Annotated in this window: 15 protein-coding genes; 9 read left to right on the top strand and 6 right to left on the bottom strand. The window is 39.9% G+C overall.

Going from position 1 to position 14,318, the window contains the following annotated elements; genetic code table 11:
• The 3 genes from OU792_RS17640 to OU792_RS17630 form a co-directional block, all read left to right on the top strand.
• A partial coding sequence (locus OU792_RS17640; protein ID WP_274670919.1) for a hypothetical protein occupies nucleotides 1-184 on the top strand: 184 nt, incomplete at its 5' end.
• Nucleotides 185-494: 310 nt separating this feature from the next.
• The gene (locus OU792_RS17635) at nucleotides 495-806 is read left to right on the top strand and encodes a hypothetical protein (protein ID WP_274670918.1); all 312 of its coding nucleotides are present in this window, start codon (nucleotides 495-497) and stop codon (nucleotides 804-806) included.
• 181 nt (nucleotides 807-987) lie between these two features.
• Nucleotides 988-2,442 carry a pyruvate kinase gene (locus tag OU792_RS17630; protein WP_274670917.1) on the top strand — a complete coding sequence of 485 codons (1,455 nt, stop codon included), beginning with the start codon at nucleotides 988-990 and terminating at the stop codon, nucleotides 2,440-2,442.
• A gap of 26 nt (nucleotides 2,443-2,468) precedes the next feature.
• Here OU792_RS17630 and OU792_RS17625 read toward each other — a convergent pair whose 3' ends face one another.
• Nucleotides 2,469-2,840: a hypothetical protein gene (locus tag OU792_RS17625; protein ID WP_274670916.1), complete on the bottom strand. Its 372-nt coding sequence runs from the start codon at nucleotides 2,838-2,840 to the stop codon at nucleotides 2,469-2,471.
• Nucleotides 2,841-3,015: 175 nt separating this feature from the next.
• Here OU792_RS17625 and OU792_RS17620 point away from each other — a divergent pair, with 175 nt between their 5' ends.
• From OU792_RS17620 to OU792_RS17605, 4 genes are all read left to right on the top strand, one after another.
• On the top strand, nucleotides 3,016-3,918 hold the full coding sequence (locus OU792_RS17620; RefSeq protein WP_274670915.1) for a bile acid:sodium symporter family protein: 903 nt from the start codon (nucleotides 3,016-3,018) through the stop codon (nucleotides 3,916-3,918).
• Complete coding sequence (locus OU792_RS17615) at nucleotides 3,915-4,916, top strand: 1-acyl-sn-glycerol-3-phosphate acyltransferase (protein WP_274670914.1); 1,002 nt, start codon at nucleotides 3,915-3,917, stop codon at nucleotides 4,914-4,916. Before OU792_RS17620 ends, OU792_RS17615 begins: the two co-directional genes overlap by 4 nt.
• 77 nt (nucleotides 4,917-4,993) lie before the next feature.
• Nucleotides 4,994-6,088: a 4-hydroxyphenylpyruvate dioxygenase gene (gene hppD, locus OU792_RS17610; RefSeq protein ID WP_274670913.1), complete on the top strand. Its 1,095-nt coding sequence runs from the start codon at nucleotides 4,994-4,996 to the stop codon at nucleotides 6,086-6,088.
• 54 nt (nucleotides 6,089-6,142) lie between these two features.
• Entirely contained in the window at nucleotides 6,143-6,727 is a 585-nt protein-coding gene (locus OU792_RS17605; RefSeq protein ID WP_274670912.1) for a DUF502 domain-containing protein, read from the top strand.
• 30 nt (nucleotides 6,728-6,757) lie between these two features.
• Here the strand turns inward: OU792_RS17605 and OU792_RS17600 are convergent, their stop codons facing one another.
• The gene (locus OU792_RS17600; protein WP_222583140.1) at nucleotides 6,758-7,534 is read right to left on the bottom strand and encodes a hypothetical protein; all 777 of its coding nucleotides are present in this window, start codon (nucleotides 7,532-7,534) and stop codon (nucleotides 6,758-6,760) included.
• A gap of 193 nt (nucleotides 7,535-7,727) precedes the next feature.
• On the opposite strand from OU792_RS17600, the gene OU792_RS17595 reads away from it, so the two are divergent.
• Nucleotides 7,728-9,458: a phospho-sugar mutase gene (locus OU792_RS17595; protein WP_274670911.1), complete on the top strand. Its 1,731-nt coding sequence runs from the start codon at nucleotides 7,728-7,730 to the stop codon at nucleotides 9,456-9,458.
• 36 nt (nucleotides 9,459-9,494) lie between these two features.
• Here OU792_RS17595 and egtD read toward each other — a convergent pair whose 3' ends face one another.
• The 3 genes from egtD to OU792_RS17580 are packed head-to-tail and all read right to left on the bottom strand — an operon-like array spanning nucleotide 9,495 to nucleotide 12,594.
• Nucleotides 9,495-10,463: an L-histidine N(alpha)-methyltransferase gene (gene egtD / locus OU792_RS17590; protein WP_274670910.1), complete on the bottom strand. Its 969-nt coding sequence runs from the start codon at nucleotides 10,461-10,463 to the stop codon at nucleotides 9,495-9,497.
• A gap of 3 nt (nucleotides 10,464-10,466) precedes the next feature.
• Nucleotides 10,467-11,612, bottom strand: coding sequence for an ergothioneine biosynthesis protein EgtB (gene egtB, locus OU792_RS17585; RefSeq protein ID WP_274670909.1), 1,146 nt, complete (start codon nucleotides 11,610-11,612; stop codon nucleotides 10,467-10,469).
• A gap of 34 nt (nucleotides 11,613-11,646) precedes the next feature.
• Nucleotides 11,647-12,594, bottom strand: a complete 948-nt coding sequence (locus tag OU792_RS17580; RefSeq protein WP_274670908.1) for a succinylglutamate desuccinylase/aspartoacylase family protein — start codon at nucleotides 12,592-12,594, stop codon at nucleotides 11,647-11,649.
• Between the two features lie 64 nt (nucleotides 12,595-12,658).
• On the opposite strand from OU792_RS17580, the gene murB reads away from it, so the two are divergent.
• The gene (murB, locus tag OU792_RS17575; RefSeq protein WP_274670907.1) at nucleotides 12,659-13,672 is read left to right on the top strand and encodes a UDP-N-acetylmuramate dehydrogenase; all 1,014 of its coding nucleotides are present in this window, start codon (nucleotides 12,659-12,661) and stop codon (nucleotides 13,670-13,672) included.
• Here murB and OU792_RS17570 read toward each other — a convergent pair.
• The gene (locus OU792_RS17570) at nucleotides 13,669-14,151 is read right to left on the bottom strand and encodes a deoxycytidylate deaminase (RefSeq protein WP_026945719.1); all 483 of its coding nucleotides are present in this window, start codon (nucleotides 14,149-14,151) and stop codon (nucleotides 13,669-13,671) included. The genes murB and OU792_RS17570 overlap by 4 nt on opposite strands.
• Nucleotides 14,152-14,318 lie beyond the last annotated feature (167 nt).

Here is a 14,318-nt window from a genome sequence, read left to right as displayed (position 1 = left end):
AATAGACATGTGTGGCTATTTCATTGGCTTCCTGTCGAACATACCCCTCAGTAAAGATGGTATCATTCAAGATAATGTGATCACTGCGTTGGGCGAACGCTGTGCGCTGAGTAAGTATAGACAGGCAAATGGCACACAGAAGAAGAAAAAGATTTTTTTTCATAAAGGCTTTAATAGGGGCTAAAATTGAAGAATTAGGAATAACTCTGGCAAATAAAAACAAAGTCAAACGAAATAAAAAGGTAAAAATTTAAAATAAAAAAATTAAAAGATTTTGAGGATAAATTATCAGTAATTCATTTAATAAATCAGAATCTTGGAAAGTATGGAGTTTAAAATAATATACTTTTAAATGAGTCTATCCTGAAATAAAATACTCCTATCAAGGACATATATAGGTCATAGAAAAATTATATTTTAAATCTCATCTTTATCCACAACATTTGAATCACAGCCCCGTAAGATACTTGACTAAACCAATAAATTAAATAAAAATGAAAACTTTAATTCCGTTTACGAAGAAAATTTGGGCTGTTGCAGCACTTCTGTTTTTGGGCCTTGGAACGCTTCAGGCGGAGACCAATTCCCATGAGACAAATCTAGAGAGACCCTTGAAGGTTGAAGAAATTTCAATTGAGATTTCCGAACGAATTCCTACTATCATTCTGGTAGATAAAAATCTAGATATTGTCGCTCAATTTTATGGAAATACCGAGGAAGTAAAGCTGAAGTTCAAAGACACCTTCCAAAAGAGTGAGAAATTAATCGAACATAATGGACAGAAAATATATCTATTGACAAACTAATCAATTCAATAAAAAGTAATCGAAATCAGCGGCATTCCCATGTCGCTGATTTTTTTATTTCCAATTAATCTGAAAATCTCTTTTTAAGTTTCAAATCCTTACATAAAGGTTTCTTTTTTGTCATTTCCCAAGAGTGGTCCATCTCGGAAAACTCATTATTTTTATCAAAATCCTACCAATCATGAGCCTACAGGAAATCCAAGGAGAACTGCAAGAGCTAGAACTGCAGATGAACAAGGTTTCACTATCATTTTCAGATCTTCTATGTCATATACATCCAGAAAACAGGATTTCCGCAGAGAATTTACTTCACTACCTAGTTTTGAGGAGCAATGACATTCAAAACCTTCAAAATGAACTGCATTCGGTGGGATTATCATCGCTTGCATCCTGCGAAAGTCATACACTTCATCAAATCCAAGTGACTTTGGAGCGATTGGGTATAAAATCCGGAACAGTAGCAAAAAGCACTTCGGAATTTGGAGAGAACAAAATCAAAAACTCCAGTAAGCACCTATTTGGGAAGCCGCAAAAAAAGTGGTTGTCTGCAGTGATGGTCACCTTTGATTCCTCATTTCTTTCTCAGCAAGAGTTGATTGAAGAACTACTAAAAAGCGGAATGAGTGTAGCAAGAATTAATTGTGCACATAATCAGGAGTCCGTATGGCTTTCAATGATTCAGGCGATCAGAAGGGCAGAAAAAAACACGGGACTATCCTGTAAAATTCATATTGACTTAGCCGGTCCGAAAATCCGTACTGTTCTACTTAAGAAAGGTAGAAAAAAAGGTAAGGTTGAATTAAAAATCGGACAAAAATTCTGGCTGAGTGAGACTGAGAATGGTTTTGAAAAAGATGATTTGGTAGTAAGCCCAAATGAATCAAATATTATTGAATCATTGAAAATAGGAGAAAGAGTTCTCTTTGATGATGGTATGATTTTATGTTTGGTCAAGAGTACTGATGATAATAAGGCACTTTTAGAAGTTGTCAGGATTTCTTCAAAAAAACCATTTTTGAAAGCCGAAAAGGGGATAAATTTCCCAGACACGAAATTAAATACCCCTTCCCTTACAGCTTATGATCGCACATGTCTGCCTTTTGTTGTATCCGAAGCAGATACGGTGGGTTTTTCATTTGTTCGTTCACCGGAAGATATACAACAGCTTCGTGCTGAGATGAGTCAAATTTCCAATTCTTATCCTTCGGTCATCTTAAAAATTGAAACAGCTGAATCTGTCAGAAACTTCCCATCCCTTCTTCTTGAAGGTATGAAGGATTTAAGTTTTGGAGTTATGATTGCGAGAGGTGACCTAGCGGTAGAAATCGGGTTTGAACGATTGGTAGAGATTCAAGAAGAAATATCTTGGCTCTGCGAGGCCGCACATGTTCCGGTAATTTGGGCCACTCAGGTATTAGAAAGTTTACACAAATCAGGTTTGGCCACACGGGCAGAAATAACTGATGCCGGGCGAGCAGCGATGGCCGAATGCATAATGGTGAATAAAGGTGCTCATACTTTGGAAGTTTTAAAATCCTTAAGGGAAATCGCGAAAAGGAGTCAAGGTCACCGCAGAAAAAATAGATTGTTATTCAGGCCATTGGGAGTTGCAAAATCCTTCTTTAATAAGGAATAAATTCGGACTAAATGGATTACTGACCCTTATCCAAAATTGCAGGCAGAATTTTCAGCTTTCCAGATAAGCGTTTGGTTCATCAACTCACTAGAGGGAATTCCACCTTCGCCTGAGCCTAAATAACCCAATTCATTTCCATTGCAGTCATAGACTAAAAAAACTGAAAGGCAAAAAGGACAGCAGTTTCCGAAAATAAAAGCTTTGCCTCCTTGGTAATCCGCTGCTAAGACGTACTGATATTGAGCAAACTCCCCTTCTCCACCGAATTCCTTTATTTTCTCTTTAAACCAAGGAAGATCTGAAATCTCATCATTTCCACAGACTGGAAATCTATCCTCGTCTTGACAAGCGCCGAGCATCAATAATATCAATAAGGACAAGAATAGTAGTTTTTTCATGGAAAGAATATAGCTAGTAATCAAAGGTGATATGACACTGAGACGAATCAACAATATAAATAGCTACAAGTAAGAAAAAAGATTTGACAAAGAATTCAGGGAAGTAGCCATTCATCAACTCCTAATTTGAAGAAGAAAATTTGTTTTCTCTTTTTTTAAATGGATTTTTGGAGCGATGAACCCAAGCCACGACCTAGACGCAGTCGCGTTAAATTTCTCTCCAAACGACCTATTATTACTGAATCTAGCTCTTGCTTTGATTATGTATGGGGTTGCTTTGGACTTGAGGGTTGAGGATTTCAAATATTTAATCAAAAACCCAAAAGCCTTTTTTCTGGGTGTCTTCTCCCAATTCCTTTTACTTCCTGCGCTTACGTTATTGCTCATTTATGTAATGAGACCTCCTGCTTCTGTATCTCTGGGGATGTTTCTAGTAGCTGCATGTCCTGGAGGAAATGTATCCAATTTCCTAAGTAATCTAGCGAAAGGAAATACGGCCTTATCGGTCAGCCTAACAGGTTTCTCAACGATTGGCTCTATTTTTCTTACGCCTATAAACTTTGCACTTTGGGCTGGTTTTTATGGTCCTACACGAGAGTTGCTTCGAGAAATCAGTCTTGATATTTCAGAAGTATTCCTGACCGTATCCTTGATATTGGGGATACCACTTGTACTGGGAATTTTGACAAGAAACTTCTATCCCCAACTGGCAGCTCGCGCAAAAATGATCCTTCAACCCTTGAGCATTTTGATATTTGCAGCCTTTGTGGTTGTGGCATTTATGGGAAATCTGGACATATTTCTTGAATACATTTCGGTCATCTTCCTTTGGGTTCTGGCTCACAATGCAGTGGCACTTTCAGCTGGTTTTTTTACTGGTTTTTTTGGAAAACTTCCATTTCCAGATATAAAAACACTCAGCATCGAAACAGGTATACAAAATTCCGGCTTGGGCTTAGTTTTAATTTTCACTTACTTTGACGGACTCGGAGGGATGGCCATTATTACCGCACTTTGGGGTATTTGGCATTTGATTTCGGGAATGGCCTTGGCCTTAAGTTTGAAAAATATCAAATGAAGAACCTGTTTAACTGGATCCTTCGGCTTTTAGTCAAAATTGCTCTCCACCTTTTTTACAGGAGAATTTATGTGAAGGGAAAGGAAAATATTCCTAAAAACCGTCCAATCATCCTAGTAGCCAATCATCAAAATGCACTGATTGATCCCCTTCTCCTTGCCACACATACCAGATTGAACCCTTGGTTTTTGACACGGGCATCAGTTTTCAAAAAACCATTCATCGCCAAAATTCTTCACTTTATCCGCATGCTTCCCGTGTATCGGGTTCGGGATGGTTTTTCTACCATTCAGCAAAATCAAAAAACATTCGAGGCAACTTTTGAAGTGCTCCGAAGAAATGGAACCGTCATCATTTTCGCAGAAGGTACGCATAGCCATGTGCGCAACTTAAGACCACTAAGCAAGGGCTTCACCCGGATGGCATTTGGACTGAAGGAGAAGTATCCTGAATCAGAGCCGGTCATTTTGCCAGTGGCCATGGAATTCAGCGCTCACAAGCGAAGTGGCTCAACGGTGAGAATAACCTTTGGAAATCCCATTCCGGTAGATCTTCCTCCATCCAAGTCCGGCCTGCTTACCAAGAAAGTAGAGCAATCACTTCGAGAGATGGTTGTATTGATTCCTGAAGATAATTATGAGAAAAACCTTCAAAATCTTATTGATGCAGAGGTAGATCTTACTATAAAACAAGGAGTTAGTGATTATTTGGAAAAAGGTATAATCGACTATCAATACGAAAGCCCTTCCGGCCTTCGCAATAAATTGATGAAACTCTTCCACTTGCCTTTGTATTGGATTTGGCTATGGATAAAACCTAAAATAGATGACCATGTCTTTTATGCCACTTTCAAGTTTTTAATAGGCTTCTTTTTGGGGCCTTTATGGTACTTTTTGATGATTTGGGCGATTTTCGAAAGTGGTCAAGCAGCTTGGGCTTTGACTTTTTTCATCATGGCTATTATCAGTTTGTTTTGGAATAAAACCCCTCAAGAATAAGCCTTTCCTTACCAAATAAAATTTGGCAGGAATGTGTAACTTTGAGGAAAGAATAGGAAACCCAAAATATAAAAACCATGACAGAAGATTTCTTGCCAATCAATGGCACCGACTATGTCGAACTTTATGTGGGAAATGCTAAGCAATCTGCTCTTTTCTACCAATATGCCTTCGGATTCGAACTCATCGCCTATGCTGGACCGGAAACAGGAATCCGAGATCGTGCTTCGTATGTATTGAAGCAGGATAAGATCAGACTAGTACTCACTTCTCCTATGGTAGCAGACCATCCAATCTCACAGCACATCCAAAAGCATGGGGACGGAGTAAAAGTCCTGGCTCTTTGGGTGGATGATGCTGCTAAGTCTTGGTATGAGACTACTTCAAGAGGTGCAGAATCAGTAGCTGAGCCCAAAACCATCACCGATGAGTTTGGTGAGGTAAAAGTAGCTTCCATCAAAACTTATGGAGATACCATCCATACTTTCGTAGAGCGAAAAAATTATAAAGGTATATTTCTTCCAGGCTACAAACCCAGAAAAAGCACTTATCAATCAACTTCAATAGGTCTAAAATACATCGACCACTGCGTAGGTAATGTGGAGTTGGGTGAAATGAACAAGTGGGTTGATTTTTATGAAAATGTGATGGGCTTCAAATTGCTGATCACTTTTGATGATAAGGATATCTCCACGGAATATTCTGCTTTGATGTCCAAGGTAGTCTCCAATGGAAATGGCTACATCAAGTTTCCTATCAACGAACCTGCTGAAGGAAAGAAAAAGTCACAAATCGAAGAATACCTTGATTTCTACAATGGAGCTGGCGTACAGCACATGGCCATCGCCACGGATGATATCATACACACAGTGAGTGAGCTGAGAAAACGAGGAGTTGAATTCCTTGAGGTTCCTTCCACCTACTACGACGATTTACTGGATCGCGTAGGCACCATAGATGAAGACCTTCAACCCTTAAAGGACCTCAATATTCTTGTAGACCGAGATGATGAAGGTTACCTCCTTCAGATATTTACTAAGCCACTCCAAGATAGGCCTACCCTATTCATTGAAATAATTCAGCGAAAAGGTGCCACATCTTTTGGAAAAGGAAATTTCAAAGCACTCTTCGAAGCCATCGAACGAGAGCAAGAACTCCGAGGAAATTTATAAGATTTGAGCCGACCATTGGTCGGCTTTTTTTATATTTAAAAAAGCTGATCAATTATGAAAAAATTACTCTCTCTGGGTGGCACCTTAGTGAAAGGTGGCATTTTTTTCTTACTCCCGCTTGTTCTTTTCGTAGTAATTCTGGAAAAGGCAGTACAAATCATTCGACCACTCAGTGATTTCATGAGAAAAAGTTTAGGACTGGCAAATAATCAAGTTATTACTCCCTTTATATTTTCAGTTCTTGTCGTGCTTTTTTGCTGCCTAATTGCAGGGATAATTGCCAAAAGAGGCCTAGGAAAAAAAATGATGTCATGGATCGAAAACAACGTTTTGGTTTTATTTCCAGGATATAAATTAATCAAAACTACCTTCGAGCAACGGGCAGGAATTCGGGAAAACCATGATTTCCCGGTAGTATTGGTTCCAATTGACGGATGGATGCTGGCTTATATCGTAGAGGAATTAGAAGATAATCAGGTTGTTGTATTCGTTCCTTCTGCTCCAGACCCATGGAGTGGAAATTTGGTGATTTTTGATCGGGAGAAGGTCAAGCACACCAAGCTAACCAAAGCCGATGTATCAAAAATGTCCAGAACTCTAGGAGTTGGAAGTAGGGAGATTTTAAAGAAAAAATTCTAAATCCTCATAGAATTCAGCTTCCTAATCGTTTTAATGAAAGTCAAACCAGAGCGAAACTGGATTCAAGTTTGACTGACTTTCATTTGCAATCTCCTTAGATGAGTTGGGTTGCAATGACTGCTGGCTTGGCTGAAACATAAACTGGAAGCTCAAGTCCGAATTCTCAACCCTTTCGTCACTTTGGCTGCTTGGAGTGAACTTCAAGACCGATTCCGCAACCATTGTAGAAACTCGCACAGAAACAGCTGTAAAATCAAGCTTCAGGCTCTCAAAAGATTCGACTTCTAGGTTTGAACTAGTCAGCTGATTGGTTTTCAAGTCAATTTCTCCAAACTCCTTGATCTTATTTTGCCAGGAAGCATTTTCCAAACGGTCCTCCTCAATATCAAATTTTAAACCGAGTGATTTACTAGTAAGTGCATTTGAACTCTCTGCCTCTAGCTTCAATCTACCATCTCCAAAAATCGTCCAGGTAAGCACGATGGATTCCGGTAAATAGAATGATTTGACCTGTATCGAACCGTCCTTATTTCTCTTCCAACTGTAGGAGTCAAAAGCACTTTCGATGCCTTCTAATTCGGGAATCTGAGCGAAAGAAAGAACATGCATCCCAACCTTCACTTTTTCGAGCCCTCCGGATGCTTTAGCGAATACAAAGATCTTATCCTCAACTCGTATTTGTAGATCGATGGTTGATTCACGAACGACAATCGTTGACTTTTTAATGTCTTCCGAACCGCTCGAAAATGGGATTACAAAAAGACTGTTCCAAATGATCAGAAATGTAAAAACAGAGTTTGTAAACATATTGGGGTGATGAGAATGCTAAAGTACTTTTTTCTTGATGAATTAGAAACCAAAATGTCTTGTAACAATAACCGGGCCTCTAGAAAATCGATTTGCAAGAAGAAGGTTTATTTTAGGAATGGATTTAAGGAGATTAAATGGCATTTTTTGACATTTTACATATCTTAGAATCGCACAAATAATTTTTAAAGAAATGACTACGATAGACCCTGCAATCTTAGTAAAAGCCCAAAGCTGGCTTCAAGGAAATGTTGATGAAGAAACCAAAGCGGCCATACGAAAACTTCAAGACGAAGATCCTAAAGAATTTATAGACTCTTTTTATCAGGATCTGGAATTTGGGACCGGTGGACTCCGAGGATTGATGGGCGTCGGCACCAACCGAATGAATGTCTACACCGTGGCTATGGCCACACAAGGGCTTGCTAATTACCTTTTAGCATCTTTTCCCCATGACTCCATCAGCGTGGCCATCACTCACGACAGCCGAATCAATAACACTCTTTTTGCAAAAACCACAGCGGATGTGTTCACTGCCAATGGCATCAAGGTATATTACTTCCGCGAAATGCGACCTACTCCCATGCTTTCATTTGCAGTAAGGCATTTTGGATGCAAAAGTGGTGTCATGATCACTGCCTCTCACAACCCCAAGGAGTACAATGGATACAAAGCCTACTGGGAAGATGGAGCTCAAGTAGTCGCTCCACATGACAAAAACATCATCACTGAGGTACAAAAAATCACCTCTTTTGATCTCGTTAATTGGGATAAAAATGATGACTTGATCGAATATATCGAAGAGGATTTTGACCAAATCTATTTGGATAAAGTAAAAGGCCTTAGTCTGGAACCATCAGCTATTCAAAAGCAGAAGGATATGCCGATAGTTTTCTCTCCTATCCATGGAGCTTCCGGGAAAATGGTACCCGAAGCTTTGGCGGCATTTGGTTTTGAAAATATCCATGTTGTCAAGGAGCAAGCAGAGCCGGATGGCACCTTTCCAACCGTGATCTACCCAAATCCAGAAGAAGCAGAAGCCTTGGCCATGTCAATTGAACTTGGGAAAAAAGTAAAAGCAGAACTGATTTTGGCATGCGACCCGGATGGTGATCGCTACGCAGCCGTTGTCCCAAATGAAGAAGGCGAGTTTGAATTGCTAAATGGAAATCAAACAGGCACCCTTCTCACCTATTATCTCCTCAGCAAGTGGAAAGAAGCAGGAAAGTTGAACGGAAAGCAGTTTATGGTCAATACCATCGTAACTACTGAGTTGATCAATCGCATTGCTGAGGGATTTGGAGTGAAATGCTTCAATGTATTGACCGGATTTAAAAATATCGCAGCAATCATTCGCGATCTCGAGGGAAAAGAAACCTTCATTGGAGGCGGAGAGGAATCCTATGGTTATTTGGTGGGAGATTTTGTCCGTGACAAAGACGGCGTAAGTGCTTGTGCCATGGTCGCAGAGGCAATTGCCTATTACAAAACGCAGGGAAAAACCGTTTTTGAAGTCTTGGCGGAAGTTTATCAGCAATTCGGTTTTTACAAAGAATCATTGATTTCTATCACCAAAAAGGGTAAAGACGGCGCAGAACAGATTCAGGCTTTGATGATGGACTTCAGAACCAATCCTCCCAAAACCATGGATGGAATAGCCGTAGAAACCATCTATGATGTCAAGGAAGGCACAATTCAGCATGTCAAGAGCGGTAAAAAAGAAAAACTTGATTTGGACTCTTCGAATGTAATGCAATTCTATTTGGAAGATGGTAGTAAAATATCTGCAAGACCTTCTGGAACAGAGCCAAAAATCAAATACTATTTCTCAGTCAGTGCACCTTTAGAAAATGTATCTGACTATCGGAAAGTGGAGCAGGAATTAACGAAAAGGCTTGAAGGACTGAAACAGTATTTCTCATAAAACTAGCAAAAGCAGGATATCAAAATCCCGCTTTTTTTATACCCTTTGCCAAAGGACATCAGTAAAGTAATCTTCCGTATCATTAAAAAAGTCAATAACCTTAAAGCCAGCATTTGCTGCAAGAGACTGAATTTCACTGATTCCATACTTCCTACTTGTCTCTGTCCAAATGGGTTCAAAAGCCTCAAAAGAAACGATTTTTCCAGCTTCGGAGAAGGTAACCTGCTGATTTTCTAAGGAAACTAAATAGCTGCGACATTCACCGGTAATCGGGTTATAAGTCGGCCAATGCTTAAAGTTATTTCGATCAAAGTTTGCAGATAACTCCCGATTGATTCGATCCAAAAGATTGAAATTAAATTCCTTCGTCACTCCGTGAGAGTCATTATAAGCCTTCAAGATTATTTCCGGGTCTTTCTTTAAGTCGATACCCAGTAATAGCCAATCGTGCGTTTGACATCCAGCAGCAATTTGGTCCAGAATATCCTTCGCTTCATCAAGGTCAAAATTTCCAATATTCGATCCCAAAAAAAGAATAAGGGTAGGCTTTCCATTCTCCCAAGGCCTCAATTTCATTGCCTCTCTGTAAGAAGATTGAAGTGGCTTTATATCGATACCAGGAAGCTCACGAAGTGTCTTTTCTTCTAATTCCTTGAGTACCGAACCGGAAAAATCAACCGGAAAGTACGTGAAATTGACATCAGGTTTAGATTTGAGGTATCGGAGCAAAATCCGAGTTTTCAATCCATCACCGGCACCAAGTTCCACCAAATTAAAATCATGTGTCACTTTGAGAATTACTGAAAAAATGGCTTCATGCTGTCTTTCCAAAATTTCAAACTCCTTTCTGGTTAGGTAATATTCCGGAAGGGACATGATTTTTTGAAAGAGCTTATCCCCTTTTTCATCATAGAAGTATTTGGAAGACAGCCGCTTTGGATATTGATTAAGCCCTGAAAGCACTTCGCTCAGGAATGCATTTTTCTTAGAATCGGAATCAGTCATTTTTTAAAGGGATTTGGCAAGGCGAATGCCCATAAACTGCCATCTAAATTGTGGGTGGAAAAAATTTCTGTAAGTAGGTCGAGAGTGATTCTCGGAGGTAGCGACAGAAGCACCGCGTAAAACCATCTGGTTGACCATAAATTTACCATTGTACTCTCCCAAAGCACCTGGAGCAATACTAAACCCGGGATAAGGCAAATAGGCCGAATTGGTCCATTCCCAGCGTTTTCCCCAAGAAAATTCAGATTGGGCTACTTCCCATTCAAACTCCGTGGGTAGTCTCGCTCCTTTCCATGCCGCAAAAGCGGATGCCTCATAAAAGTTGACATGTGCTAAGCTTGCTTCAAGGTCAAGGTCTTTGCGACCTGCAAGGGTGTAATAAGTCCATTTTCCATCCACTTCTTCCCAATAAAGAGGAGCTTTTTGGGATTGATTTTGAACCCATGACCATCCTTCATCATGCCAATACCTAGATTCTTCATAAGCTCCAGATTCCATAAACTCCAAATATTCCCCATTTGTGACTAAGGAAGAGGCGATAGAAAATGGTTCTAAGAATACCCGATGCGCCCTTAGCTCATTGTCAAAGCAAAAATCATTACCACTATAACCGATTTGGTAGATTCCCTCCTTCACATCGATCCAATGACTTTTAGCTTCAGTACTATATTCCTGAATATCCATGACTGCAGGGTCAAGAGGATTGTGCCAAAGGGAATATTTCAAATCCGTGATCAGAAGTTCCTGATGCTGCTGCTCATGATTGAGTCCCAAGGTGATGAGTTTCACCACCTCTTCCTTAGCATCCTGGATTAATTGAGACATCGCTTCATCCACATACGCTCGGTATTCAAAGACTTCACTGACAGCAGGCCTAGTCATGAGACCGCGCTGGTTTCTCGCCGTCCTTCTGCCCATGGCATTATAGTAGGAATTGAAAAGGAAATTAAACTGTGGGTGTTTTACCTGATATCCTTTTAGATAATTAACCAAAATAAACTGCTCAAAAAACCAAGTGGTGTGAGCGAGGTGCCATTTCGGAGGGCTCACTTCCTCTGATGCCTGCAGGCTAAAATCTTCAATAAGGAGGTTTTTACATAGATTTACAGAATGGGAGCGTACCGATTGATACTGCTTCAAAAGACTCATGAATCAAAAATTAGTAAGTCTTAAATTTATAAAATCATCCCTCCTTTCCCAAATGAATCAGAGCCTCTCCCACGTTAATTACTGGTAAATTATTTAAGCCAATGATATGGCCATCAGAAGGAGCTTTGACTGGGATTTTAATTTGGCCGTAAGGATCAGTAATCCTTGCTAATATCTGTCCCTTTTTTACTTGATCCCCTGCTTTCACAGAGGCATTAAAAATTCCCGATGATTTTGCTCTGATCCAGGAAGATTCCTTCAGAACGATAGTGTCTCTCCTTTCGGGGTTTTCCCCAATCATACCAAGATGATGAAGAATTCGTTTAGTACCAGCAACACCTTCATCCGTTGATAATTCGTCGATTCGCATGGATTCCCCTCCTTCAAATACAATCAGTTGCTTTCCGGCCGAATAAGCGGTTTTTCGAAAAGACTTATCAATCAATTTCGAATTGACTACATAATAGGTCCCAAATACCTCAGCTAATTTCCGGGCCTTTTTATCCTTAAAATCTACCCGAACCTGTGGTTGATTGGCTAGCATTCGTCCCCCTGTGTGAAAATCTATCCCCAAATCAATCTGAGGAATAATCTCTTCGCTCAATATGTAGGCAATTTGCCCCGCAAGGGAGCCTTTTTTGCTTCCAGGGAAGCTTCTGTTTAGATCTCGTCCATCAGGAAAAGTTCTGCTATTTGATAGAAAACCATAAATATTGACCAAGGGAATGATGATGACAGTACCCAAAAGCAAGTCCAGGCCGGCATCAATTTCATCCAAAATCCTTCTAGCAGTCACTATCCCATTGATCTCGTCACCATGTACTCCACCTGTGATTAAAACCACAGGACCAGGCTCTTTCGCAGACCTTATAAAGATCGGAAGGTCAATCAGCGTATGAGTAGGAAGCTTTGCGATTGAGATTTCTATGTTGACAGATTGGCCAGGTCGGATCTTAACTCCGTTAATACTTAATTCTTTCATAAATCCTCTTGGGAATTCGGTTCTATTTTCATTAAAAAACTTTTTCTTTGTAGAGATACAGCCCATGAATATACAAGAAAACACGTCGCTAAAACCATACAATACTTTTGGCATAGACGCAAAAGCAAGATTTTTTACAAAAGTCTCAGGACTCGCGGAATTAAAAGAGGCCCTTCTTTTTGCAGAGGCTCAAACTATCCCCATTCTTATCCTAGGCGGAGGAAGTAATATCCTTCTGACACAGGATTTTATGGGCTTGGTGATCAAGTTGGAGCTTAAAGGGATTAAGGTAGTAGAAGAGGATTCCGAAAAAGTACTTGTATCAGTTGGTGCTGGTGAAAACTGGCATGAATTTGTTCTTTATGCAATTGCTCAAAATTGGGCAGGAATAGAAAATCTTTCACTCATTCCGGGAACAGTAGGCGCCTCCCCGATGCAAAATATCGGTGCTTACGGTGTTGAAATCCAACAAGTGTTTCATCACCTGAGAGCCTTAAATCGAAAAACCTTAGAACTAGAAACCTTTTCTGCAGAAGAATGTCAATTTGGCTATCGGGAAAGTGTCTTCAAGCATAGACTTAAAGACAAGTATATTATTTGTGAGGTCGTCTTTCAACTTTCGAAAATTCCTTTGATCAATATCAGCTATGGAGCTATAAAGGATACTTTAGTAGAAATGAAAGCTGAGAACCCTGGAATTAAGGAGGTATCTGATGCAGTTATTGCCATTCGTCAGTCCAAACTTCCCAATCCAGCTGAAATAGGCAATGCGGGATCGTTTTTTAAAAACCCAACTATTTCAGAATATGCTTTTGAAAAGCTAAAAGATCAATTCCCCGAAATCCCGGGCTACAAGGTGGATGAGGGCATTAAAGTCCCTGCTGCTTGGCTCATCGATCAGGCTGGTTGGAAAGGCTTTAGGCGAAATGACATTGGTGTCCACAACAAACAGGCTTTGGTTTTGGTCAATTTTGGAAAAGGAAAAGGAAAAGAAATTCAAAAACTCTCCCGAGAGATTCAACAAAGTGTGGAAGAAAAGTTCGGAATTAATTTAAGTCCTGAAGTCAATTTTATTTAAATCAGAGGATCATGCACCGCTAATTCCTTATGATAACGGTCCACCTGAACCCCAAACTTTCGTAAGAAATCAACGCCTTCATCACTTCCAATTCCCTTGTACTCTGCGTAGGAAAATAGGTATACCACTTTGGCTATACCCATAGAGAAAATAATCCTCGCACATGGAAGACAGGGAGCAAGTGTCACATAAAGAGTGGACCCTTCTACAGAGGTATTATTTTTAACTGCATATAAAATCGCATTTTGCTCGGCGTGCAGGGCAAGCGAGCAGCTCCCTTTACTGTCTCGTGCACATCCGGTATCAGGAAATTCCAAATCACAGTTGTGCGTACCAGCCGGTGGCCCATTGTATCCAATAGAAATAATTCTCGTATCTTTTGTCAAGACGGCACCCACATGCTTTTTGATGCAATGAGAACGCTTTGCCAAGTTGACGGCCAACTCCATAAAAATATCATCAAAATCAGGTCTGCTCATGTCGCGAAATTTCTCCAAAATTAGTTATACATTTTAGGTAGGAAAATAAGATTTCAAATTCCTTACATAAAATGCCAAAATTGGTTTAGGATTTGTGATTTGATTGAAATGTAAATATGACTCTTCGGAATCCTACACGTAGCCAAATATTCTTAGACAGCTAGTGA

Origin of the sequence: Algoriphagus sp. NF (genome assembly GCF_028823735.1) — a bacterium.
In the GTDB taxonomy this organism is placed as follows: Bacteria; Bacteroidota; Bacteroidia; order Cytophagales; family Cyclobacteriaceae; genus Algoriphagus; species Algoriphagus marincola.
This window is presented reverse-complemented; position numbering and strand designations above follow the sequence as displayed.

Bases quoted from the DNA above. Each gene is read 5' to 3' on its own strand.
- OU792_RS17570 (WP_026945719.1), bottom strand. From the start codon at position 14,151: ATGAGCAGACCTGATTTTGATGATATTTTTATGGAGTTGGCCGTCAAC.
- OU792_RS17605 (WP_274670912.1), top strand. From the start codon at position 6,143: ATGAAAAAATTACTCTCTCTGGGTGGCACCTTAGTGAAAGGTGGCATT.
- OU792_RS17580 (WP_274670908.1), bottom strand. From the start codon at position 12,594: ATGAAAGAATTAAGTATTAACGGAGTTAAGATCCGACCTGGCCAATCT.
- OU792_RS17615 (WP_274670914.1), top strand. From the start codon at position 3,915: ATGAAGAACCTGTTTAACTGGATCCTTCGGCTTTTAGTCAAAATTGCT.
- egtB (WP_274670909.1), bottom strand. From the start codon at position 11,612: ATGAGTCTTTTGAAGCAGTATCAATCGGTACGCTCCCATTCTGTAAAT.
- hppD (WP_274670913.1), top strand. From the start codon at position 4,994: ATGACAGAAGATTTCTTGCCAATCAATGGCACCGACTATGTCGAACTT.
- OU792_RS17620 (WP_274670915.1), top strand. From the start codon at position 3,016: ATGAACCCAAGCCACGACCTAGACGCAGTCGCGTTAAATTTCTCTCCA.
- OU792_RS17595 (WP_274670911.1), top strand. From the start codon at position 7,728: ATGACTACGATAGACCCTGCAATCTTAGTAAAAGCCCAAAGCTGGCTT.
- OU792_RS17635 (WP_274670918.1), top strand. From the start codon at position 495: ATGAAAACTTTAATTCCGTTTACGAAGAAAATTTGGGCTGTTGCAGCA.
- OU792_RS17625 (WP_274670916.1), bottom strand. From the start codon at position 2,840: ATGAAAAAACTACTATTCTTGTCCTTATTGATATTATTGATGCTCGGC.
- murB (WP_274670907.1), top strand. From the start codon at position 12,659: ATGAATATACAAGAAAACACGTCGCTAAAACCATACAATACTTTTGGC.
- OU792_RS17600 (WP_222583140.1), bottom strand. From the start codon at position 7,534: ATGTTTACAAACTCTGTTTTTACATTTCTGATCATTTGGAACAGTCTT.
- egtD (WP_274670910.1), bottom strand. From the start codon at position 10,463: ATGACTGATTCCGATTCTAAGAAAAATGCATTCCTGAGCGAAGTGCTT.
- OU792_RS17630 (WP_274670917.1), top strand. From the start codon at position 988: ATGAGCCTACAGGAAATCCAAGGAGAACTGCAAGAGCTAGAACTGCAG.